The organism is Micromonospora sp. NPDC047738 (assembly GCF_040642675.1).
Lineage (GTDB): Bacteria > Actinomycetota > Actinomycetes > Mycobacteriales > Micromonosporaceae > Micromonospora.
The window spans coordinates 143,173-163,297 of record NZ_JBEYSO010000016.1; the positions used below are offsets into that span (position 1 = coordinate 143,173).

A 20,125-nucleotide genomic window follows, 5' to 3' on the forward strand; every position below is an offset into this window, starting at 1 on the left:
GGAAAGACTCGTCCGACAGGCGAGGGGAAAGGCGACGGGGCGGCGGGCGGAGGAGCGGCGTGGGCGAGCGGCTCGGCAGCGGCGAGTGCCTGGTGTGGCGGTGCCCCGCCGGGCCGGTCCCCGAGCCGCTGCACGCCCTGCTTGACGACGCCGAACGCGCGCGGGCGCGGCGGCTGGGCCACGACGCTGCCCGCACCCGCTTCGTGGCGGGCCGCGTCGCGGCGCGGCTGCTGGCCGCCCGGCACGCCGGCACAACGCCGCGCGAGGTCGTCTTCTCCTCGACGTGCCGGCACTGCGCCGGCCCGCACGGCCGGCTGGAGGTGCACACCGGTGCGGGCGTGCTGCACGTGTCGGTGTCGCACTCGGCCGAGCGGATCGTGGTGGCGATCGCCCGCGACACGGTCTGCGGCGTCGACATCGAGCGGGTGGCCCTGCGTGGTGGCCGGATCCCGGTCTCGGCGCTCTCCCCCGCCGAGCGTCGGGTGCTGGCCGGCCTGCCGCAGCCGCGGCGACTCGCCGCGTTCATCCGGTACTGGTCCCGTAAGGAAGCCATCCTCAAGGCGACCGGGGACGGCCTCGTGCCGTCGCCGGCCGACCTGACCGTCAGTGCCCCGGATGCCCCCGCGCGCCTGCTGAGCTGGGCAGACCGGCCGCCGCCGCACATCAGCGTGCACCTGCGGGACCTGGCCGTCGGCGACGACTACCGCGGCGCGCTGGCCACGCTCGGCCGGCCACTGTCGGTTGTCGAGCGTGATGTTGACCCTCGCGCAGAGGCGAGTCACCTATGATGAACCACACCGGACGGATTGACTCCATACGAGAAGAGGCTTCATGTCGGAACGTTCGTTCTCTCCGGTCATCCCCTTCCTGCGCTACCAGGATCCGACGGCTGCCGTTGACTGGCTCGTCAACGCGTTCGGCCTGGAGCGTTTCGACGTCACCGAGGTCGACGGCAAGGTGGTGCACGCCGAGCTGAGCTGGGGTAACGCCACGATCCAGCTCGGCGGCGGCGGCCCGAACGACTCGCTGGGCATGGTCAGCCCACGCGAGCTGCCCGCGACCAGCGGCGGCGTCTACATCTGCGTCGGCGACGCGACGGACGTCGACAAGCACTACGAGCGGTCGGTGCAGGCCGGCGCCAAGCTGGTCTACGAGCTGCATGACACCTCGTACGGCTCCCGCGACTACGGGGTGTACGACCTCGAGGGTCATGTCTGGAGCTTCGGCAGCTACCTGCCCCGCGAAGCGTCGGCATAGGGTTTCCGGCAAACACGCGTAAACACTTGCCCGGGCAGCGGGTCCGGGCCAAGACTGGCAGGCATGGATGCCTCCGGTCTGCCGCCCAGGTTCGACGCGCTCGACCCCGCTGTCCTGCACGATCCCTATCCGACCTATGCGCGGCTGCGCGAGGCCGGACCGCTGTGCCGGTTCGGCCCCGGCAGCTGGGGCGTCACCCGGCACGCCGACGTCGTGGCGTTGCAGCGCGACCCCCGCCTCGGCAGCGAGTTCCCCGAGGCCTACCACCACCTGTCGGTGGGCGAGGGACCGGCCAGCCACTTTTTCCAGCGCATCATGCTCTACCGCGACCCGCCTGACCACGTCCGGCTCCGGCGGCTGATGAGCGGCGCCTTCACCCCGGCCGTGGTGCGGCGGATGCGCGGCTACATCGAGCAGACCGTGGACCAGCTCCTGACCCCGGCGCTGGAGACCGGCACCTGCGACGTGGTGCGCGACCTGGCGTACCCGCTGCCGGTGCTGGTGGTGTCCACGTTGATGGGCATCCCGCCCGAGGCCCACGACGACGTCCGGCAGCACGCCATGCGGCTCGGGCGGGCGTTCAGCGCCATCGTTCCCGAGGCCGCCCGGGGCGCGGCGCACGAGTCCGTGGAGTGGCTGCGCAAGTACATCGGCGGCCTGCTCGACGAGCGCCGCGCGGCGCCCGGGGACGACCTGCTGTCGACGCTGTTGCGGACCGAGAACGACGGGGACCGGCTGACCCACGACGAGATCGTGGACAACACCGTCTTCTCGTTCTTCGCCGGCTTCGAGACGACCGTCCACCTCATCACCAACGGGTTCGCCGCGCTGCTGCGGGCGCCGGACCAGTTCGCCCTCCTGCGCGCCGACCCCGGCCTGGTGCCCGGCGCGGTGGAGGAGTTCCTCCGCTTCGAGGCGCCCATCCAGGGCACCGCCCGGCTGGTCCGGGAGCCGGTGCGGATCGGGTCGCGCACCGTGCGGGCCGGACGGGTGCTGGTGCTGATGCTGGGCTCGGCGAACCACGACGAGGCGGTCTTCCGCCTTCCCGACAGGCTGGACGTCACCCGCAGCCCGAACCCGCACGTCACCTTCGGCGGCGGCGGGCACTTGTGCCTGGGCGCGTTCCTGGCCCGCACGGAGGCGCAGGTCGTCTTCGACTGGGTGCTGCGTCGTACCCGCTCGGTCGAGCAGGCCGGCGACCTGGTTCGGGAGAGCGACACGCCGTTCCGCGCCTTCGCCCACGTGCCGCTGGCCGTCCGGCCCGCCTGACGCCGGTGGCGGCCCGCCGCGGCCCCCGGTCGGCCGGGCCGCGCGGGCGCGGCCGGGCCGACATCGGTGGGCGGTCGAGCCCGCGTACGGCCCTCGGGCCGCCCGGCGGGGGTCGGATCAGGCCGGCGTGGCGGCGAGGATGGTCAGCGTGGCCGTCGGCCGGACGGTGTCCAGCCGCAGCCCGGCACGGCCGAGCAGGGCCTCGGTTTCCTCGGCCGTGCGGTGGGTGCCGCCGGTGAGCACCAGCGTGTGCACGTCATACAGCTTGGCTACGTCGTAGGTGTCCCCGGCGGGCAGGACGGCCTCCAGCAGCAGCAGCCGACTGTCCGACCGCATCGCCTCCCGGACCCGGCGGAGCACCGCCACCACCTGGTCGTCGCCGAACCCGGGCAGCACCGTCTTGAGCAGGTACGCGTCCGCGTCGGCGGGCAGCGGGTCGAAGAAGCTGCCGGGGACGATCGCGCACCGGTCGCGCACCCCCGCCTCGGTCAGGACCCGGTCGGCCGCCGCGACGACGTGCGGCAGGTCCAGCAATGTGCCGCGCATCGCGGGGTACCGTCCGAGCAGGCCGGCGAGGAAGCCGCCGTCACCGCCGCCGACGTCGACCACGTGGGACAGCTCCCCCCACGGGTGGCAGGGCAGCACGGTACGCAGGTGCAGCCGGGTGACGGCGTGCATCCAGCGGTCCACCCGCCGGCTTTCGTCCGGGTTCCCGGCCAGGTGGCTCCAGTAGTCCGTGCCGTGCGCCCGGTCGAAGGCGGCCTCGCCGGTGCGCAGGCTGTGCGGCAGCATCGCCCATGCCTGCACGTCGGAGGCGAGCAGCGTGTAGACGGCGCGCACCGACAGCGGGTGGTCGCTACGCAGCGGCTGGGCCAGGGGCGTCAGGGCGAACACCTCCGGCTCCGGCTCCGTGAAGATGCCCTTGGCCGCCAGCGCCCGCAGCGCCCGGCACAGCGACCGCTCGTGCGCACCGACCGCGGCGGCGAGCTCGGCCACCGGCCGTGGCCCGTCGATGAGCAGGTCGGCGATCCCCAGGTCGCTGACCGCCCGCACGGTCATCGGCACGATGACATCGGCCAGCTCCGCCAGCCGCATCAGCGACGACAGGTCCATCGGCGGCCGCTGCCGGACGCCCGTTCGCTCAACCACCGCGCCTACCCTCCACGAATTGGATCAGATCCAGCCGGGCGAGCCCGTCCCGCACCCGAGGGGTCATCAGCCCGATCTGGTCCAGCGCCCGGCCTACCCGGGAGAAGATGGCCTGCCGGTAGGCGACCATCAGCTCGTTGCGGGCGGCGAAGTCGAGCCCCTCGGCCATCGGGATCTCCATGCGTTCCCAGATGTCACCGAGCAGGAACCGGCGGCGGATCAGGGCGGCGGCCTCCAGCACCAGCTCCTCCCGCTCGGCCCGCTCGCGAGAGGTCATCTCGTCGTACAGGCCGCGCAGCGACAGCACGCCGAACGACACGTGTCGGGCCTCGTCCCTCGCCACGAGGCCGGTGATCCGCTTGATCAGCGGGTCGTGGAAGGTGCTGTGTGCCAACCGAAACGCGGCCATCGCCAGCGCCTCGACCATGATCTGCATGCCCAGCGAGATGACGTCCCAGCGGTTGTCCTCGAGGATGTCGGACAGCAGCAGCGCCAGCGGCTCGGAGATCGGGTACGGCCGCTCGATCTTCTCCCTCAGGTAGCGGGAGAAGACCTCCACATGGCGTGCCTCGTCCACCGCCTGAGTCGCCGCGTACAGCTTGCTTTCCAGTCCGGTGACGATCTCCACCAACCGGGCGGCGACGACCATGGCCGCCTGCTCGCCGTGCAGGAACTGGCTGACCATCCACACCTGGAGTTCCCAGCGGAACTCGTCCCAGGCTGGCCGGCCCCGCCGGGCCAGCGGGGACGCGGCGAACGCGGCCATGGCGAAGGCGGAGTCGTCGGGCAGCGGCGCCCCGAAGGGCACGTCGAGGAGCCAGTCGATTTCGTCGACGCTCCACTGCGCCTGCTTGGCACGCTGGTAGAGCAAGCCGGTGCGGGAGTCCGAGGGTTCGTAGTTCCAGTTGAGCCGCGCGTCCTGGGTCGAGCGCACTACCAACTCGCTCATAGCAGCAAAGACTAGTTCGCCATACGCGCAAAGCCAATGGAAAGACTATCCTGCCGTTGTGGAAGCACTCGAAACACCCGCCTCGGTCTCCCAGCGGCTGCTGTGGATGATCAAGCACTACCGGTCGGACTTCGGCGCGCTGAACTGCCCGGTCGTCTGCCGCATCGTGGGGCGCCTGGACGAGCGGGCGTTACAGGCCGCGGTGGGCCAGCTCGTGGTCCGGCACGAGTCGCTGCGGACGACCTTCCACGGCCGCGGCGCACGCCTCGTGCAGCGCGTGCACGCCCCGCGCCCGCAGCCGCTGGTCTGGGCCGACGCGACGGCAGCGGGCGAGTCGCCGGACGCGGCGCTGGCCCGGGAGCTCCAGACGCCGATCGACCCCGGGCAGTGGCCGGCGCGGGCGAGCGTCTGGCGGGTCGGCCCGCGAGAGCACCTGTTCTGCCTCAACCTGCACCACCTCGTCACCGACGCGTGGTCCACCGGCATCCTGCTGCGCGACCTGGTTGCCTGCTACGACGCCGCCTGCGGCGGGGCCAGCGTCCCCACGCCGGTGGGCTGGCAGATGGCCCGCTTCGCGCAGGCGCAGCAGGAGCTGCTGGCCTCGGACCAGCTCGCCCGGTATCAGCGGTACTGGCGACGCCAGCTCGAGGGCAGCCAGATTCCCCGGCTCGACGCGCTCTATCCGGCCGCGGACGCCACCGGCGCCGCCACGGCGGCGACCCGATCAGTCGCGGCGGAGCTGCCGGCCGCGACCGTGGCCGGGCTGCGGGAGCTGGCGAGGCGGGAGAAGACGACCATGTTCACGGTGCTGCTCGCGGCCTTCCACGCCCAGCTGCACCGCCTGACCGGCCAGCCCGACCTGGCGGTAGCGTCGATGTTTGCCAACCGGTCCCGGCCCGAGGTACGCGACACCGTCGGCCTGCTCGCCGGCATGGTGCTGCTGCGCGCCCAGGTCGCCCGTCAACGCAGCTTCACGGACCTGGTACGCCACGTGCACGTCGCGGTGATCAGCGCGTTCGCGTACCAGGACCTGCCCTTTCATCTGCTGCCGACCGGCCTCGTCGACACCGGCGGCGGGCGGGCCGACGACGTGATGTTCAACGTGATGTCGCCTCTGCGGCATGACCTGACCGGCGGCGGCGCGCGCTTCGAGCTGGTGGTTCCCACGGAGATCGGCAGCCGCTTCCCGTTCGAGCTGGCCCTGGCCCCGGTGGGCGAGCACCGGGTGCAGGCCGTGCTGTTCCGCGCCGGGGGTTGGGCCGACCCGGCGCTCGGGCAGGACTTCCTGGCCGGCTACCTGGATGTCGCGGCGGCGGCGGCGCGCCGTCCGGACATGGCGCTGGCGTCGCCCGGGCGGTGACGGGTCGCGGCAACGCCAACGGTATTGACAGCGTCACAGGCATCCTGAGAACCTCTCAACACATACTCGTAAATGCACGTGGATAGCAGGAAAGGCAAGTGCTCACCGGGATAGCAGGTCAATCCGGGGCCGGTCGGCCGGCCCGAGGCGGAAGGGACCGTTGATGACGCTGCGACTGCACTGGTTCCTGCCACTGCACGGCGACGGCCGGGAGGTGGCCAAGAGCGCGGACGGAGCGGACGGGACCAGGAACATCCGGCGGGAGCCGGAGCTGAACTATCTCAGCCAGGTCGCCCGGGCCGTCGACGGGCTCGGCTTCGCCGGCGCGCTGGTGCCGACCGGCCTGTTCTGCGAGGACCCCTGGCTGCTGTCCACGGCGCTGTCGCAGCAGACCCGCAGCATGCACTTCATGATCGCCTGCCGGCCCAGCGCGCTACCGCCGATGGTGTGCGCCCAGTCGGCCGCGACGTTCCAGCGGCTCTCCGGCGGCCGGCTGATGCTCAACATCGTCACCGGCGGGGACGCCGACGAGCAGCGGCGCTACGGCGACTGGCTCGACCACGACGAGCGCTACGCCCGCACCGAGGAGTTCCTCGACGTCTTTCACCGCGCCTGGCACGGCGAGCCGTTCGACTTCCACGGCGACCACTACCAGATCAAGGCCGGGATGCTGACCCGGCCACACGACGTACGGCCGACGATCCTGCTGGGCGGCTCCTCGGCGGCGGCGCAGCGGGTGGCCGCCGCCCACGCCGACGTCTACCTGGCGTGGGGCGAGCGACCGGACGGGCTGGCCACTCTCACCGGCCGGGTCGCCGAGCTGGCCGCTGCCCGGGGCCGCAGCGTCGAGTTCGGCACCCGGTTCCACGTCATCAGCCGGGACACCGCGCAGGAGGCGTGGGCGGTGACCCGCCGGCTGCTCGACGGCATGGACGCCAGCCGGATCGCCGACGCCCAGCGGCGGTTCCGCCGCACCGACTCGGAGGGGCAACGCCGGATGGCCGCCCTGCATGGCGGCCGGGTCGACGACCTGGAGGTGTACCCGAACGTGTGGGCCGGCTACGGCCTGGTCCGCCCGGGCGCCGGCGCCGCACTGGTCGGCAGCCACGAGCAGGTGGCCGAGCGGATCGAGGAGTACCACACGCTGGGCATGAACCATCTCATCCTCTCCGGGCAGCCCCACCTGGAGGAGGCGTACAACTTCGCCGAGGGCGTGCTGCCGCTGCTGCGGCGCCGGGGGCTGCTCGGGCTGGAGGCGTCGTGAGGGACCGGAGCGCGCTGGTGCAGACGACGCTGCTGGTGGGCAGCCCTCGCAAGGGCTCCCGTACCGGCGGGATCGCCATCCGGCTGATGGAGGAACTGTCGCCAGCCCTCGCCGCGCAGGGCGTCGAGCTCGCCCGACCGGACATCGTCGACCTCGCCGACGTCGGTGCCGCGCTGCCGCTGCGCGCCAGCCGCAGCGTGCCGTTGGGGCCGGAGATAGAGCGGTCCCTGGGCCTGGTCCGCCGGGCCGGCCTGCTGATGGTGGTCAGCCCGACATTCAAGGGCACCTACACCGGCCTGCTGAAGCTGTTCCTGGACATGCTCCCGATGGACGGGCTGGCCGACTGCGTCGCCGTCGGGGCGATGACCGCCGGCTGGGCCAAGCACCGCGGTGCCGGGGACCAGTACCTGCGCCCGCTGCTGACGGAGCTCGGCGCGACCGCGCCGGTTCCCTGCCTGTCGATCCTCGAGGAGGAGTTCGAGGACGTGCCAGAGGTCGTCGCGGGGTGGTCGCGCCGCTGGGCGCCCGCGCTCGGGGCGGTGGTGCGCCACCAGCACCAAAGTGCTCCGCCGCTCGTTTCCCACCCGCTGACCGGCGCTCGGGCCTCCTGAGCGTCCCCACCCAACCGTCACGCCAGCAGCACGGAGGAGATCGACCATGACCGAGCAGACCGCTCCCGCCCGCCGTACCGAGGAGGAGATCCGCGCTACCGTGGCGGCGATCATCTCCGACATGGCGCCGAAGGACAGCGTGGAGGCGACCGCGGACTCCCACCTCATCAAGGACCTGGGCTACCACTCCCTGGCCCTGATGGAGGTGGCGTTCGCCATCGAGGACGAGTTCGACCTCGACCCCATCGACGAGGACACCGCACGCAAGATCACCACGGTCGGCGCCGTGCAGGACCTGGTGGTCCAGCGGCTCGCGGAGCGCGACGGGGCCTGAGCACGTATCGGGGCAGGGTCCGGGTCGCCCCGGACCCCTCCCACACCACTTGACGTGCGGGTCCGCATCCGGCCGTCGGGGCAGCACCACCTCGTCCCCAGCGGACTCCCGCGGCCGAACGAGTGCCCCTCCCGTGCGCGCCTGCGCGACGAACGCGGCGGCCTGCTGGTCACCCCGGCCGGCCTGGTGCCGTTCAACCCGTCAGTCGATAGAGCCGGTGGAAGCGGTCGTTGACGGCGAGGACGGTCATTCCCGAGAAGCCGGCCTTGACCGCCAACTCGCGCACCATCCCGGGACGCAACACCGTGCCAGTGCCCGTCGAATCTTCCCCGGTGCGGCTCGCGGGCAGGCAGTGCAGCACGCTCGTGCCGTACTGGAACCGCTCCACGTCGTCGCCGGGGGCCGTGAAGGCCGGCGCGACCTTGGCGTCCATCACGAGCACGGCGCCGCCGGCGGCGCGCAACTGCCGGCACGCCTGGAGCACGGCGACCGGTTGGGACACCTCGTGCAGCGCGTCGAAGAGGCACACGAGGTGGTACTCGCCCGCCAGCTGGGGGTCGGCGGCGTCGCGACGGGCGAAGCGGACCCGATCTGCGACGCCCGCCTCGGCGGCGTGCCGCTCGGCCTGCCGCAGGGCGGCCCCGTCGAGGTCCAGGCCGGTCACCTCGGCACGCGGGTACGCCCGGGCCAGCGCGATGCTCGACCAGCCGGTCCCGCAGGCGACGTCGGCGATGCGCTGCCCGGGCGCGTCGAGCCGGGCGTGCACGTCGGGCAGTTGCTCGGCGATCCAGCCAGCGAGCTGGTGGGCGAACAGGGCCCGGTTGGCGCCGGAGTGGCCGTCGCGCCAGTCCACGCCGAACACGTCGTCGGGCACGCCCGCACCGCTGCGGTAGGCCGCCAGGAGGTCCGGCAGGGCGGCGGCGACACCCCCGAGGGGCAGCACGGCGAGGGAGGCCAGGGACATCGGGTCGTCCGAGACCGTCAGGACGGCGGCGTGCCCGGCGGGCAGCCGGTACGCTCGCCGCTCGGCCGGCAGCCGGGCGTCGTCGGTCTCGACGATGCCGCAGACGGCCTGCTGTTCCAGCCACTCTCTGGCGTAGCGGGGGGCGACGCCGGCGGCATGGGCCAGCTCGTCCGGGCGCAGCGGTCCCGGCGCGGTGGCCAGCGCCTCGTACAGGCCGAGCTTGACCCCCAGGTACGCCGACAGCAGCTCCTGGGTGGCGAGAAGAGACTTCCACATTCTCATCGCGAACACGTGTGTCTGCGCGTCAGACGCCGTCATGAGGTACCTCCCCAGCCGGTTCGGCTGTGCTTTTCAGAGTGTCTACACACAACAGTCTCGTGTCTGTTGCGACGATACAGGCAGACAGTACGATGGTCATCGGTCGTTCCGGGGCGCCTGGGTGGATCGAGCGGGCGCGGCCCGGTATTCGGACCGGCACGCCAGACCGGAGGGCGAGGATCGGCATGACGACTCTGCAAATGGTCCGTGATCTCCTTCCGGAGATCGTCAAGCACGCCGACGAGGTCGAGCGGGTGCGGGGGCTTCCGGAGCAGCTGCTCGACGGGCTGCGCGCGGCGGGTTGCCTGCGCATGCTCGCGCCCGTGGAGCACGGCGGCACCGGCCTGAGCGTGCCGGACACGCTGCGGGTCGTCGAGACGCTGGGCACGGCGGACGGGTCGGTGGCCTGGATGGTCGGCCAGGTTGCCCTGTCCCAGCTCATCATCGGGTGCGCGCCGGCGGCGACCGTCGCGGCGATCTTCGCCGACGGCCCGGACGTCTACGCCGCCGGCGCGGTGGCCCCGAAGGGCCGGGCCACCGAGGTCGACGGCGGGTGGCGGATCTCCGGTCAGTGGCCGTTCGTCACCGGCTGCGAGCGCGCCGCCTGGGTGTACCTCAACTGTGTCCTGGTGCGGGGGCGCGCGGTGGCGTTGGACGGGGACCGGCCCGCCACCCGGATCATGCTGCTGCCCGCCGCAGACGTCACGGTGGTCGATACCTGGCACACCCTCGGCCTACGCGGCACGGGTAGCCACGACCTCGCCGTCTCCGGCGGCTTCTGCCCGACGGAGCGGGCCGTGGAGCTGGTGCCCGGGTCGGCGACAGCGGAGCGGGCGGCGATGAGCATCGCGCAGTCCAGCCTCATCATCGCGGCGGCGGCGCTGGGCGTCGCCGAGGCGGCCCTGCGGGACGTCGTCGAGCTGGCGGCGGGCGGCAAGCGGCCGGCGCTGAGCGCGAAGCGGCTGGCGGCCTCAGCCGCCTTCCAGGAGCGGCTGGGCGAGGCGCGGATGGTGGTGCAGGCGGGTCGGGCGCTGCTCTACGACCAGGGCCGCGATGAGTGGGGTGGGTACGCGGGCCCGGACGCGGCGCTGCGGCGAGCGCAGGTGCGTGCGGCTGCCGCGCAGGCGACCGCTCTGGCGGTCAGGGCGACCGACGCGGCCTTCGAGTTGGCTGGCGGGACAGCGGTGTACGACTCTTCTCCCCTGTCCCGGCGGCTGCGGGATGTCAACACTGCCCGCCAGCACTTCGTGGCCAGCCGCAACTCGTACGTCGCCTTCGGCGCACACCTGGTGGGTGAGGGGGGTGACGGCGGCCCGCTGTGACTCGTGGGCCGCGTCGTCACTTGACGCTGGGGATGACACCCTTGCGTCGCAGGCGGGTGATCCACCCCTGCGCGGTGTGGGTGGGCACGTCGTAGTGTTTGGCGACCCCGGTGACGGTGCGGTTCTTGAGGTAGATGTCCTTGAGTTCGCTCGGGTCCGGCATACGCCGGTAGGCGCGGTCTGGCTTGGTGGCCCGGCTCGGCGCGGCGATACGGTAGGGCCTGGCGGTGTCCAGGCTCTCGGCCGGCGCGGCGGCGGCCGCGGGACGCTTGGCGGCGAACGCCTGCATCAGCAGGTCGAGGTCGACCTGGAGCAGGTCGGCGGCAGCGAGCTTGACGTCCTCGGCGACGCGGACGGTCAACTCCTTGATGTAGACCTGGCCGTCCTCGGCGAATACGCGCATGGTGGTGCGGGAGGACTCCTCTCCCGCGCCTTGCTCACCAAGCACCGGTGTGATCGTGACGATGTACTGAGCCATGTTTCCGCCCTCTCCCTACTCAGCATCCGGCGCCCGCAAGACACTAAGACACTGTCATACGTTTCCGCACGTTCACTTAGTCGTTCCGGACGTGATCAGAAGGTCACCCGTCAGGTCAGGGTGAGGTCATCATAACGGCTGGTGACGCCACACACGCCCATCAACGCTGATGGTTATCGAAAGACCACGTTGTGTGTCACCACCACGCAGACCAGGCCCCGAAAGACACTTCTCGTGTTACCAAGATCACCCTACCTGTGGCTGCGTTCAGACTGGTATCCACACGTTCTTCGGCCGGAGGAACTCGCGCAGACCGGCGAGGCCGCCGATGCGCGCGGAACCGCTCTGTTTCACCCCGCCGAACGGGGCCGACGGCATCAGGCCCGGCGCCCCGTTCACCCATACGCTGCCGGCCGCGACGGCCCGGCTGACCCGGTGGGCGCGGCGCAGGTCGTTGGTGTGCAGATAGGCGCCCAGGCCGTATCGGGTGGCGTTGGCCAGCCGCACCGCCTCCTCCTCGGTGTCGAAGCTCGACACCGCCAGCACCGGCCCGAAGACCTCCTCCTGGGCGAGTTCGGCGTCGCAGTCGACGTCGGCGAAGACGGTGGGCTCCACGAAGAAGCCGTCAGCGAGGTCCCCACCGCAGCGCCCGCCGCCCGTCAGCAGCTGCGCGCCGGCCTCGCGGGCCCGGTCGACCACGCCGAGGATGCGGTCGCACGCCTGCCGGGACACCACGGGACCCATCACGGTCGTCTCGTCGGCCGGATCGCCCACCCGGACGCGACGCAACCGTGAGGTCAGCGTCTGGAGGACCTGCTTGCGGACGGCGGAATGCACCAGCAGCCGGGTGCCGTTGGCGCAGCCCTGCCCCGACAAGGCCACCACGCCGCTCATCGCGTACCGCGCCGCCGACCGGACGTCGGCGTCTTCGAAGATGACGTGCGGGGACTTGCCGCCCAGCTCCAACGCCACCGGCGTCAGGTTCCGAGCCGCCTCGGCGAGCACCTGCCGGCCGGTCGCCGCACTGCCGGTGAAGTGCACCTTGTCGACGCCAGGGTGTCCCGCCAGGGCCGCCCCGGCCGGCGGCCCGCCGGGCACGACCACCACCACACCCTGCGGCACACCCGCCTCCACCGCGATCTCGGCGAACCGCACGCCGACGAAGGGCGCCAACTCCGACGGCTTGACCACGACGGCGTTGCCGGCCGCCAGCGCCGGGCCGAGCAGTTGCGCCATCGACATCAGCGAACCGTTCCACGGGATGATGCCGGCCACCACGCCGTACGGCTCGTCGAGGGTGTAGTCGAGGCTGCGCCCGGGCCAGGTGGGCACCACCTCGCCGCCGACCTTGTCGCACCACCCGGCGTAGTACCGCAGGTGGTCAGCCGCCAGCGCCGGCAGCCGCCGCGCCAGCTGCGTCGGCAGGCCGATCTCCAGGCTCTGCAGCGCGGCGAGGGACTCGGCGTGGACGAGCAGCAGGTCGGCCAGCCGCAGCAGCGCGTCGCGCCGGACCTCGGCCGAGCTGTCCCGCCACTGCGGCAGGCTCTCTCGGGCCAGCGCCACGGCCTGGTCGACTTCGGCCGGGCCGGCGAGCACCACCTCCGTCGTCGGCCGCCCCGTCGCGGCGTAGACGTGTTCCGCCCGCCCGCCAGACGACTCCACCACCCGCTCCCCGCCGATCCACAGCGCCGGCTCGGGCAAGAGATGGGTGGCCGGTTGAGTCATTCCCATCGCGCGCTCCTCACGTCGAGGCTTCCCACCGGTCGTGCGTGTCTCTCAAGAATCCCATCGAAACCTCGTAGGACACTAGAGGCGTCTTTGATGGACACTGCTACACAGCGTAGATAGCCTGTTTCCCAGCAGCCGAGGCGGCAGAGGTGTCCGCGCTGGTCGCCCCGGCCGGTCAACGATCCGAGAAGCGATCATGGAAGGTACGGCGAATGACACGACCGAGGACGCGACCATCCCCCAGCCCTGCAGAGACCCCTGCGGAGCCACGTCCGATTGCCGGTCGAGCGCGGACCATCGCGCTCTTCGCCGTTCTGGTCGGCCTGCTGCTCGACCTGCTCGACATCGTGATCGTCAACGTAGCCCTACCGACCATCCAGGAGGACATTGGCGCCTCCAGCGCCAACATGCAGTGGATGGTGGGCGGTTACACCCTCGCCTTCGCCACCATGCTGGTGACCGGTGGCCGTCTCGGCGACATCTACGGCCGCAAACGCATCTTCATCATCGGCATGACCGGGTTCGCCGCCGCCTCGCTCGTCGCGGGGATCGCGGCAGCTCCCGAACAGATGATCGTGGCCCGTTTCGTGCAGGGCGGCATGGGTGCGCTCATGGTCCCGCAGGTGCTGTCGATCCTCCAGGTCATGTACCCGCCCAATGATCGGGGACGCGCGTTCTCCGCACTGAGCGTTGTCTTCGCCGTCGGCACGGTGGGCGGTCCCGTCGTGGGCGCCCTGCTCACCGCCTCCAACGTCGGTGGTCTCACCTGGCGCACGATCTTTCTGGTGAACCTCCCCATCGCCGTGGCTTGTCTGCTGATCACCGCGAAGCTGGTGCCCGAGTCCCGAGGGGAGTCCGCCCAGCGGCTGGACGTCAAGGGCGCCGTCCTGGTGGGTCTCGGCATGCTGTTGCTGGTGTTCCCGCTCATCCAGGGTCCGGAGCAGGGCTGGCCGGCGTGGACCTTCGTCAGCCTGGCCGCCTCGGTGCTCGCCTTCGCCGCGCTGGTGGCGGTGCAGCGACGCCGAACAGTGTCGCCGCTCATTCCGATGTCACTGTTCTCCCACCGCTCCTTCCGCGGCGGCCTCGCCGTCTCCCTGTTGTTTATGAGCGGCGTCATGCCGTTCTTCCTGGTCAACACCCTCTACCTGCAGTTCGGGCAGGGCTTCTCGGTGATCAAGGCCGGCCTGATCGGCGTGCTGTGGGGCTTCGCCGTCCCCCTGTTCACCGCCATCTCCGCGCGCCGCATCACCCCGAAGCTCGGACGGCTCGGCCTTCAACTCGGCCTGGTCATGCTGATCGCGGCGATGGTCATCCTGATCACCGTGATCCACCGCTTCGACACCGCCTCCCCGTGGGCGCTGGCCCCCGGGCTCATCCTCGGCGGCGCGGGCATGGGCATGACCTTCGCCCCGCTGCTCACCTACACCCTCAACGACGTGCCGTTGGACAGCGCAGGCGCCGCCTCCGGGGTGTTCAACACCGTGCAGCAGATGGGTGCGGCCATCGGCATCGCCCTGAGCAGCATGGTCTTCTTCCTCGTCCTGGGTGCCCAGTCCCCCGCCGTCGGCGACGACCTCCGCGCCACGGTCAAGGAGGAGCTGACCGCCCGAGGTCTGCCGGTGGCGAACGTCGACGCCGCCGCCGGCAACGCCCGGGCCTGCTTCAGCGGGCGGATCGAGGTCGCCAACCCGATTGCCGATCTGGACCCGTGCCGCGCCGTGTCGGCCCAGTCCGGGGCCGCTGACCCGGGCGTCGCTGACCTGCACGACAAGCTGCAGTTCCTGGCCAACCGAACCGCCTACCAGCAGACCACCGAACGGGCGCTTGGCTTCCAGATCCTGGTGTTCACGCTGGCCATCGCCGCCAGCTTCCTGCTTCCCCGCCGCGTCCAGCAGCAGGGTTGAGTCGCCTGCCCAGTGCCCGAGTCGGGTCCGCCGCCAGCCGTGGCTGCGGACCCGACAGGCCTCCGGGCACCTGGCGGAGGCTGTCGGCGAGGCGGGGCACGATCGGCTCGGCCTGCCTGCCTGCCTGCCTGCCTGCCTGCCTGCCTGCGGGGGACGGTAACGGTCTGCTCGTCGAGGGCGGCCAGGATCGCCGCGACCAGCGTCGCGCCCATACGGGGGCGCGTTCTTGACCGCGATCGAGGTGAGTTTGCGCCGGCGCCGGTGCCGACCGGATCCCTGTCAGCGGTCCGCCGGCGCCACCCGACCCGGCGACAACACCCCCCTGATCATTCGTACGACAGGGGCAGTCAAGTCATACCGGGCCGGGCGACAGCGGGGTGCCCGGCTGAGGACGATCAAAAAGGTAACGAGGGTGGTACCCAGGCGGGATGAGGTCGCGGTGCGGCGGGCCGATCCGGAACGCCGCGCGCCAGCCGCACGACGATCTCACTCCGTGTCCACGCGGCCCGCGGCAGCCTTTTCCTCCACAGCCGTCTGGGCGGCCGCCTTCTGTTTCGCGAGCCGGGCACCGGTGGCGCGGCGCTGCACGGCGAGGTCGCCGCGGCGCTCGACCGGCACGTGAGACGTGCCCATCGCCAAACCGGTGGGCGACGGCATGTAGTCGTATACAGCCTCGTACTCGCCGGACCTGACCACGAAGGTCTCGTGCCAGACTCCGACGTCGCCGTTGTTCTTCATCCGCTTGAAGTATCGTGCCCAGACCTCGGCATGCGGCTGCTGCGGGTCGTTGGCGAATCGTTCCAACTGCTCGACGCTGCGGAAGTATCCGATCAGGATCGGCCCGCGGCGAGTCCAGGCGTGGTGGGCGCACAACGCGCCGTACTCAGGGTCGCTGAAGAGCGCCATCAGGATCTTGCGCATGTCGCGGAAGTTCGGGTACCACTGGTGGATCTTCCAGTATCGATTGATCCGCATGCCGGTGATGAAGACGGCGAAGTCACCTTCGATCTCCGCGGTCATCCGCGGTCGCTGCTTCGGCTCATCGCCCATACCGGATCGCTCCCCTCGCTGGGTGCCGCTGGGCGGCAGTCGTATGTAGGATTTCAGGACAGCAGTAGAGAGTCGAAAACACAAGCTTTGACTGTGGAACACGTGGAAAGCCGCGTGTTGTCGAGGGGGTGGCCATGCTCAGGCCCGCACCGCGTTTCGCCCCGCCGAACGACCGGCTCACCTACCACCGCAGCGAGCGGTGGGTCCGCGGCAGCATCGGCGAGGTCACCGTCGTGGACAGCCGGCGACCGCTGCTGGTCTGGGAGCCCGGGCTGCCCGTGCCGTTCTACGCCTTCGCGCTGACCGACGTGACCGGTGGAACGCTGCGGCCCGCCGCGCGGCCGCCGGAGCCGGGCAGCCGGGCCGGCAGCAGATTTTACGATCTGGCCGTCGCCGGGCTGACCCTGCCCAACGCCGCGTGGACCTACCCTGGCGACATCTTTGCCGAGACAGTGTGCCTCGCCTGGCGGGAGTGGTTCGGCCAGGGCATCGAGCGGTGGTACGAGGAAGACGAGCAGATCTTCGTGCACCCACGTGATCCGTTCTCTCGCGTCGACTCGCTGCCGAGTTCACGGCATGTGGTGGTCGAACATGACGGCGTCGTGCTCGCCGACACCCACCGTCCGGTGCTGCTGTTCGAGACCGGCCTGCCCACCCGCTACTACATCCCGGCCGACGACCTGGTCCAGGATCTGCTGCTACCCTCCGACCATCACACCCGCTGCCCCTACAAGGGGGTCGCCTCATACTGGTCGCTGGGCGACCTACCCGGGCGCGACGGGCGCGACATCGGGTGGTACTACCCCGACCCACTGCCCGGCGTGGCCAACATCGCCGGGCTGACCGCGTTCTACCAGGATCGGGTGACGATACTGGTGGACGGCGAGCCGGTGAGTCCGACGGTAAGCGCACGGATACGGGGCTGAAGGCGATCTCCACCGGCTCCGGCGGCCGGTGCGGATCGAAGCGGCGGACGACGTCGGCACCGACGATCGCCGCGCCCAGCGAGTGCCCCCGGACAGGCTGTCGATGTTGCGGTGACAAAGGAAGCTCCCGCCTCCCCGTCCGCGTTGCCATCTCGGTCGCCGTCGCCCAGGCCATCTGCGGGCCGCCCCGCACGTCCGGCTGAGCTGATCGCCGGCATGCAGGCCACGATCGACTGGCTTGTGCGGGAGCGGCAGATATCCCGAGACGCCGGCGACGAGCTGGGCAAGCGGCTGCGTGAGGTCGAGAAGGAACTCGCCGACGGTGACCTAGACGAGGCGCGGGAGAAGCTATGGCAGCTCATCGCTGCGGGGCGGCCGTACCACGTCCACGTACCGTGGGTGGCTGGCCCCGTAGATGGCGAAGTTGAGCTGGGCGTCGCTCAGGCTGATATCACCGTTGGGGCCGCCGGCCACCGTGCCGGCGTCCGCATCCCGCTGTCCGTCATCGGTCCAGAAGCAGACCGGGCAGGTCGTACACCCAGTCCGGTATGCGCAGCAGGGACAGCGGTCGAGGGATTGTTGAATCACGTCGGCAAGCCTTCCATGACATTGACCAATAGGCATCCTCGCCTCGCCTGACTCACGCCACGGTGTAGCCGGTCCCTTCGTTGACCGCTCTGAACTCGTCCACACGTAACCTACGTGTTCCTGCAGCAACTGCGGCGACTGCCCGCTCCCCGCCCGAAGTCCGTCAGACCTCACCGTCGAGAGGAGGGCAGCGGCGAGCAGGTATGGGCCGAGAGCGTGGTGAGGCTGGCGGCGCAGCGCGCGGCGCGTTGGCGCATCGGGAGCGGCGAGCGCGTACGGCAACGGACCGCCGCGGAGCACTGCGGGCCAGCCGGGAGTGCTCTCAGAGCCGCGCCGAGCAGCGCGGCCAGCCGGACCTGGCCCAGCCTCATCGGCGTATCACGGGCGCGTTCCCGCTGCTGGCCAGGTCTGCGGTTCGGTTCAGGGCCTTCGTTGGTCGGCGACAGGGACGGGAACCCGGAGGGCTGGAGGGGGTGGGTTTGTCCCGCCCCTGTCGCCTTGGATGCCCGCACGTGGCATCCGTTTGTTTTGCGCGGGGGCCACGCATTCGTTGCATCCCGCATCTTTGGGCCTCGATGCTTCTCAAGCCGACATCGGCCGCCGTTGGTCGGCAGCCGAGGCCACCAAGACGGGGTCAGTCCGCCGCAGAGGGGGTGGCGGGTCGACGCCGCCAGGCCAACAGCCCGAAGGCCAGTCCAGCGAGGCCGGCGATCAGTCCGGCGATGCCGGCCGTGAGGGCCAACGTGGTGCGGCCGTCGTCGGTGTTGGTGGTGTCGCTGGTGCGGACGGTGGCGATGTTGTTCGAGCCGGCCGCAGGCGTGGCGGCTGCATCCTTGGCCGGGGCCTTGGCGAGCTTGAGGACGGGGGCCGGGTGTTCGACCTCGGAGCCGTCGGTGCTGGGTTCCTCGATCCAGCGCACGATCTCGCCGTTGGAGTAGGTCTGCAGGGCCTTGAAGATCATCGTGTCGGTTTCGGGCAGCGGACCGGCGGAGATCTCGAACTCCTGGAACTGGCCCGGCTTGATCGCGTTCGCCTCGCCCTGGGCAGTCCACGTGATCTTCGACGGCGCCTCGGTCACCTGGCTGCCGTGCATCTCGATCGGCTTCGCGAGCGTGGTCTTGTCGACCTGCACCGTCCATCCGGCCATCGGCCGGACCGACACCGACGCCACCGGCGAATCGGTCGGCAAGGCGACTTCCAGCTTGGTCGTGCTGGCGTTGTCCCGCTCGTTCGGCACCCGGAAAGCGAGTTTGGCGTAGCCGCCCTGGGTCGCCTCGCGGGGATTGACGGTGACGTGCGCAGACGCCACGCCGACTCCTATGGTTGCGGCGGCAAGCGCTCCGGCCACGGCTGCGGCCATCAGCCTGCCCACCGATCGTGCACGCATCAACAGACTCCTTGATCCACATATCCGCGCCAGCCGACCAGCGACCCGCACGAGGCGACCCCACGGCCACCGCCTCTGTTGGTCGTATCCGAGGGCGCTCAAGTTCCCGCAGATCCCCGACGGAGGACGGTTGGCTTCCGTCCGTCTTCGGAAGGTGCCCCCGCAGTCGACCGCAAGGTCGTAGAACTCACCGCCGTTAGCCGGATTCCAGCGGCGGGTCGCCCGTACCCGCCGGTGCCGTACTCTGGCACGGGACTACTACAGGTCGTCGTTCTGGCAGGCGGGCGGCCGCGTTCGTGGATCCGGACACGGAGGTATCAGGGTGACTGACGACGCGGACATCACCGCGTGGGCGCTCGCCGCGGGCCGTGGTGACCGGGACGCGGCGGCCCGGTTCATCGGCGCGACTCAGCACCCTGTGCGTCGCTTCCTTGCCGCGCTGATCTCTCCAGCGGAGGCCGATGATCTGGCGCAGGAGACGTATCTGCGGGCGATGCGGTCGCTGCCGTCGTTCGCGGCGCGCTCGTCCGCGCTGACCTGGTTGCTCGGTATCGCGCGGCGGGTCGCTGTTGACCACGTCCGTGCGGCGTCGGCTCGGCTCCGTACGGTGCCGATGTCGGACTCCTACGACATCCCCGATGCCTCGCGCAGTGGTTTTGATCGGCAGGTGGTGTTGGAGCGCCTGATCGCGGCGTTGCCTGCGGACCGGCGGGAGGCGTTCGTGGCCACGCAGGTCCTGGGCCTGTCGTATGCCGAGGCGGCGGAGGTGTGCGGTTGTCCGGTCGGCACGATCCGCTCCCGGGTGGCCCGGGCTCGCGAGGACCTCGTCGCCGCGATGAACACCCAGCCGCTCAGGCGGCGGCGGACACCGGGCGACGCTGCGGGGTCAACTACCCGCCCATGAATGGGCGGGCTTGCGGGTCACTCGCCCTCGCTGGTTGCGAGGTTAGGCCGCGTGCGGGCGATTGACTGCGCCCCAGTCCTCGACACCGCGTGCAGCAATGTTGAGGGCCGCATTGTGGTCGGCGTGGGCAACGACCCCGCACGACCGACAGTGGAAGGTTTCCTGGTCGGGTCGGTTCCGTTTGTCCCGCTGACCGCATTCTGCGCAGGTCTGGGAGGTGTACCGCGGGTCGACCTGGACCAGCGGTACACCCGCCCGGCGAGCTTTGTGTAAGTGAGGCATGCGCCGAGTTGCTGGAACGCCCACGAGTGCAGCGTGACCCGTTGGGGCTTGCGCAGCCGTACCCGGTCGCGGATGCCCGTC

General features: G+C 71.0%; 20 protein-coding genes. 11 read left to right on the forward strand and 9 right to left on the reverse strand.

The genetic code is table 11. The features are described 5' to 3' along the window. Positions 1 to 59: 59 nt before the first annotated feature. The 3 genes from ABZ783_RS23700 (at position 60) to ABZ783_RS23710 (ending at position 2,526) form a co-directional block, all read left to right on the forward strand. The gene (locus ABZ783_RS23700; RefSeq protein ID WP_357441801.1) at positions 60 to 788 is read left to right on the forward strand and encodes a 4'-phosphopantetheinyl transferase superfamily protein; all 729 of its coding nucleotides are present in this window, start codon (positions 60 to 62) and stop codon (positions 786 to 788) included. 43 nt (positions 789 to 831) lie between these two features. Next, positions 832 to 1,257: a VOC family protein gene (locus ABZ783_RS23705; protein ID WP_357441803.1), complete on the forward strand. Its 426-nt coding sequence runs from the start codon at positions 832 to 834 to the stop codon at positions 1,255 to 1,257. A 63-nt stretch (positions 1,258 to 1,320) separates the two neighbouring features. After that, positions 1,321 to 2,526 (forward strand): cytochrome P450, encoded by a 1,206-nt coding sequence (locus tag ABZ783_RS23710; RefSeq protein ID WP_357441805.1) that lies wholly within the window; start codon positions 1,321 to 1,323, stop codon positions 2,524 to 2,526. Between the two features lie 117 nt (positions 2,527 to 2,643). Here the strand turns inward: ABZ783_RS23710 and ABZ783_RS23715 are convergent, their stop codons facing one another. Beyond that, complete coding sequence (locus ABZ783_RS23715) at positions 2,644 to 3,675, reverse strand: methyltransferase (RefSeq protein ID WP_357441807.1); 1,032 nt, start codon at positions 3,673 to 3,675, stop codon at positions 2,644 to 2,646. After that, positions 3,668 to 4,624, reverse strand: a complete 957-nt coding sequence (locus ABZ783_RS23720) for a ferritin-like domain-containing protein (RefSeq protein WP_357441808.1) — start codon at positions 4,622 to 4,624, stop codon at positions 3,668 to 3,670. The genes ABZ783_RS23715 and ABZ783_RS23720 overlap by 8 nt, the downstream gene beginning before the upstream one ends. Positions 4,625 to 4,682: 58 nt before the next feature. Between ABZ783_RS23720 and ABZ783_RS23725 the strand changes: the two genes are divergently transcribed. The 4 genes from ABZ783_RS23725 (at position 4,683) to ABZ783_RS23740 (ending at position 8,193) form a co-directional block, all read left to right on the forward strand. Next, complete coding sequence (locus ABZ783_RS23725; protein ID WP_357441810.1) at positions 4,683 to 5,984, forward strand: condensation domain-containing protein; 1,302 nt, start codon at positions 4,683 to 4,685, stop codon at positions 5,982 to 5,984. A 163-nt stretch (positions 5,985 to 6,147) separates the two neighbouring features. Next, positions 6,148 to 7,248 (forward strand): LLM class flavin-dependent oxidoreductase, encoded by a 1,101-nt coding sequence (locus ABZ783_RS23730; RefSeq protein ID WP_357441812.1) that lies wholly within the window; start codon positions 6,148 to 6,150, stop codon positions 7,246 to 7,248. After that, the gene (locus ABZ783_RS23735; protein ID WP_357441813.1) at positions 7,245 to 7,859 is read left to right on the forward strand and encodes an NAD(P)H-dependent oxidoreductase; all 615 of its coding nucleotides are present in this window, start codon (positions 7,245 to 7,247) and stop codon (positions 7,857 to 7,859) included. Before ABZ783_RS23730 ends, ABZ783_RS23735 begins: the two co-directional genes overlap by 4 nt. 46 nt (positions 7,860 to 7,905) lie before the next feature. Then, positions 7,906 to 8,193 (forward strand): phosphopantetheine-binding protein, encoded by a 288-nt coding sequence (locus tag ABZ783_RS23740; protein ID WP_357441815.1) that lies wholly within the window; start codon positions 7,906 to 7,908, stop codon positions 8,191 to 8,193. Positions 8,194 to 8,386: 193 nt separating this feature from the next. Here ABZ783_RS23740 and ABZ783_RS23745 read toward each other — a convergent pair whose 3' ends face one another. After that, positions 8,387 to 9,475, reverse strand: a complete 1,089-nt coding sequence (locus ABZ783_RS23745; protein ID WP_357441817.1) for a methyltransferase domain-containing protein — start codon at positions 9,473 to 9,475, stop codon at positions 8,387 to 8,389. A 185-nt stretch (positions 9,476 to 9,660) separates the two neighbouring features. Here ABZ783_RS23745 and ABZ783_RS23750 point away from each other — a divergent pair, with 185 nt between their 5' ends. After that, complete coding sequence (locus ABZ783_RS23750; protein WP_357441819.1) at positions 9,661 to 10,797, forward strand: acyl-CoA dehydrogenase family protein; 1,137 nt, start codon at positions 9,661 to 9,663, stop codon at positions 10,795 to 10,797. A gap of 16 nt (positions 10,798 to 10,813) precedes the next feature. Here ABZ783_RS23750 and ABZ783_RS23755 read toward each other — a convergent pair whose 3' ends face one another. Next, positions 10,814 to 11,275, reverse strand: a complete 462-nt coding sequence (locus ABZ783_RS23755) for a hypothetical protein (RefSeq protein ID WP_357441821.1) — start codon at positions 11,273 to 11,275, stop codon at positions 10,814 to 10,816. 267 nt (positions 11,276 to 11,542) lie between these two features. Continuing rightward, positions 11,543 to 13,006 (reverse strand): aldehyde dehydrogenase family protein, encoded by a 1,464-nt coding sequence (locus tag ABZ783_RS23760; RefSeq protein ID WP_357441823.1) that lies wholly within the window; start codon positions 13,004 to 13,006, stop codon positions 11,543 to 11,545. A gap of 209 nt (positions 13,007 to 13,215) precedes the next feature. On the opposite strand from ABZ783_RS23760, the gene ABZ783_RS23765 reads away from it, so the two are divergent. Beyond that, positions 13,216 to 14,907 carry an MFS transporter gene (locus tag ABZ783_RS23765; protein WP_357441825.1) on the forward strand — a complete coding sequence of 564 codons (1,692 nt, stop codon included), beginning with the start codon at positions 13,216 to 13,218 and terminating at the stop codon, positions 14,905 to 14,907. 486 nt (positions 14,908 to 15,393) lie between these two features. On the opposite strand, the gene ABZ783_RS23770 is transcribed toward ABZ783_RS23765, so the two are convergent. Then, positions 15,394 to 15,927, reverse strand: a complete 534-nt coding sequence (locus ABZ783_RS23770; RefSeq protein WP_357441827.1) for a DUF4188 domain-containing protein — start codon at positions 15,925 to 15,927, stop codon at positions 15,394 to 15,396. A gap of 164 nt (positions 15,928 to 16,091) precedes the next feature. On the opposite strand from ABZ783_RS23770, the gene ABZ783_RS23775 reads away from it, so the two are divergent. Next, a complete protein-coding gene (locus ABZ783_RS23775; RefSeq protein WP_357441829.1) occupies positions 16,092 to 16,883 on the forward strand; it encodes a DUF427 domain-containing protein in 792 nt (263 codons plus the stop codon). 348 nt (positions 16,884 to 17,231) lie between these two features. Here the strand turns inward: ABZ783_RS23775 and ABZ783_RS23780 are convergent, their stop codons facing one another. Then, positions 17,232 to 17,507 (reverse strand): CPCC family cysteine-rich protein, encoded by a 276-nt coding sequence (locus ABZ783_RS23780; RefSeq protein WP_357441830.1) that lies wholly within the window; start codon positions 17,505 to 17,507, stop codon positions 17,232 to 17,234. 598 nt (positions 17,508 to 18,105) lie between these two features. After that, the gene (locus tag ABZ783_RS23785) at positions 18,106 to 18,831 is read right to left on the reverse strand and encodes a YcnI family protein (protein WP_357441832.1); all 726 of its coding nucleotides are present in this window, start codon (positions 18,829 to 18,831) and stop codon (positions 18,106 to 18,108) included. Positions 18,832 to 19,180: 349 nt separating this feature from the next. Here ABZ783_RS23785 and ABZ783_RS23790 point away from each other — a divergent pair, with 349 nt between their 5' ends. After that, on the forward strand, positions 19,181 to 19,762 hold the full coding sequence (locus ABZ783_RS23790; RefSeq protein WP_357441835.1) for a sigma-70 family RNA polymerase sigma factor: 582 nt from the start codon (positions 19,181 to 19,183) through the stop codon (positions 19,760 to 19,762). 42 nt (positions 19,763 to 19,804) lie between these two features. Here ABZ783_RS23790 and ABZ783_RS23795 read toward each other — a convergent pair whose 3' ends face one another. After that, complete coding sequence (locus ABZ783_RS23795; protein WP_357441844.1) at positions 19,805 to 20,044, reverse strand: transposase; 240 nt, start codon at positions 20,042 to 20,044, stop codon at positions 19,805 to 19,807. Positions 20,045 to 20,125 lie beyond the last annotated feature (81 nt).

Coding starts and splice junctions, on each gene's coding strand:
- ABZ783_RS23705 (WP_357441803.1), top strand. CDS start 832: ATGTCGGAACGTTCGTTCTCTCCGGTCATCCCCTTCCTGCGCTACCAG.
- ABZ783_RS23710 (WP_357441805.1), top strand. CDS start 1,321: ATGGATGCCTCCGGTCTGCCGCCCAGGTTCGACGCGCTCGACCCCGCT.
- ABZ783_RS23720 (WP_357441808.1), bottom strand. CDS start 4,624: ATGAGCGAGTTGGTAGTGCGCTCGACCCAGGACGCGCGGCTCAACTGG.
- ABZ783_RS23730 (WP_357441812.1), top strand. CDS start 6,148: ATGACGCTGCGACTGCACTGGTTCCTGCCACTGCACGGCGACGGCCGG.
- ABZ783_RS23740 (WP_357441815.1), top strand. CDS start 7,906: ATGACCGAGCAGACCGCTCCCGCCCGCCGTACCGAGGAGGAGATCCGC.
- ABZ783_RS23745 (WP_357441817.1), bottom strand. CDS start 9,475: ATGACGGCGTCTGACGCGCAGACACACGTGTTCGCGATGAGAATGTGG.
- ABZ783_RS23750 (WP_357441819.1), top strand. CDS start 9,661: ATGACGACTCTGCAAATGGTCCGTGATCTCCTTCCGGAGATCGTCAAG.
- ABZ783_RS23755 (WP_357441821.1), bottom strand. CDS start 11,275: ATGGCTCAGTACATCGTCACGATCACACCGGTGCTTGGTGAGCAAGGC.
- ABZ783_RS23760 (WP_357441823.1), bottom strand. CDS start 13,006: ATGGGAATGACTCAACCGGCCACCCATCTCTTGCCCGAGCCGGCGCTG.
- ABZ783_RS23765 (WP_357441825.1), top strand. CDS start 13,216: ATGACACGACCGAGGACGCGACCATCCCCCAGCCCTGCAGAGACCCCT.
- ABZ783_RS23770 (WP_357441827.1), bottom strand. CDS start 15,927: ATGACCGCGGAGATCGAAGGTGACTTCGCCGTCTTCATCACCGGCATG.
- ABZ783_RS23775 (WP_357441829.1), top strand. CDS start 16,092: ATGCTCAGGCCCGCACCGCGTTTCGCCCCGCCGAACGACCGGCTCACC.
- ABZ783_RS23780 (WP_357441830.1), bottom strand. CDS start 17,507: ATGCCTATTGGTCAATGTCATGGAAGGCTTGCCGACGTGATTCAACAA.
- ABZ783_RS23785 (WP_357441832.1), bottom strand. CDS start 18,831: ATGGCCGCAGCCGTGGCCGGAGCGCTTGCCGCCGCAACCATAGGAGTC.
- ABZ783_RS23795 (WP_357441844.1), bottom strand. CDS start 20,044: ATGCCTCACTTACACAAAGCTCGCCGGGCGGGTGTACCGCTGGTCCAG.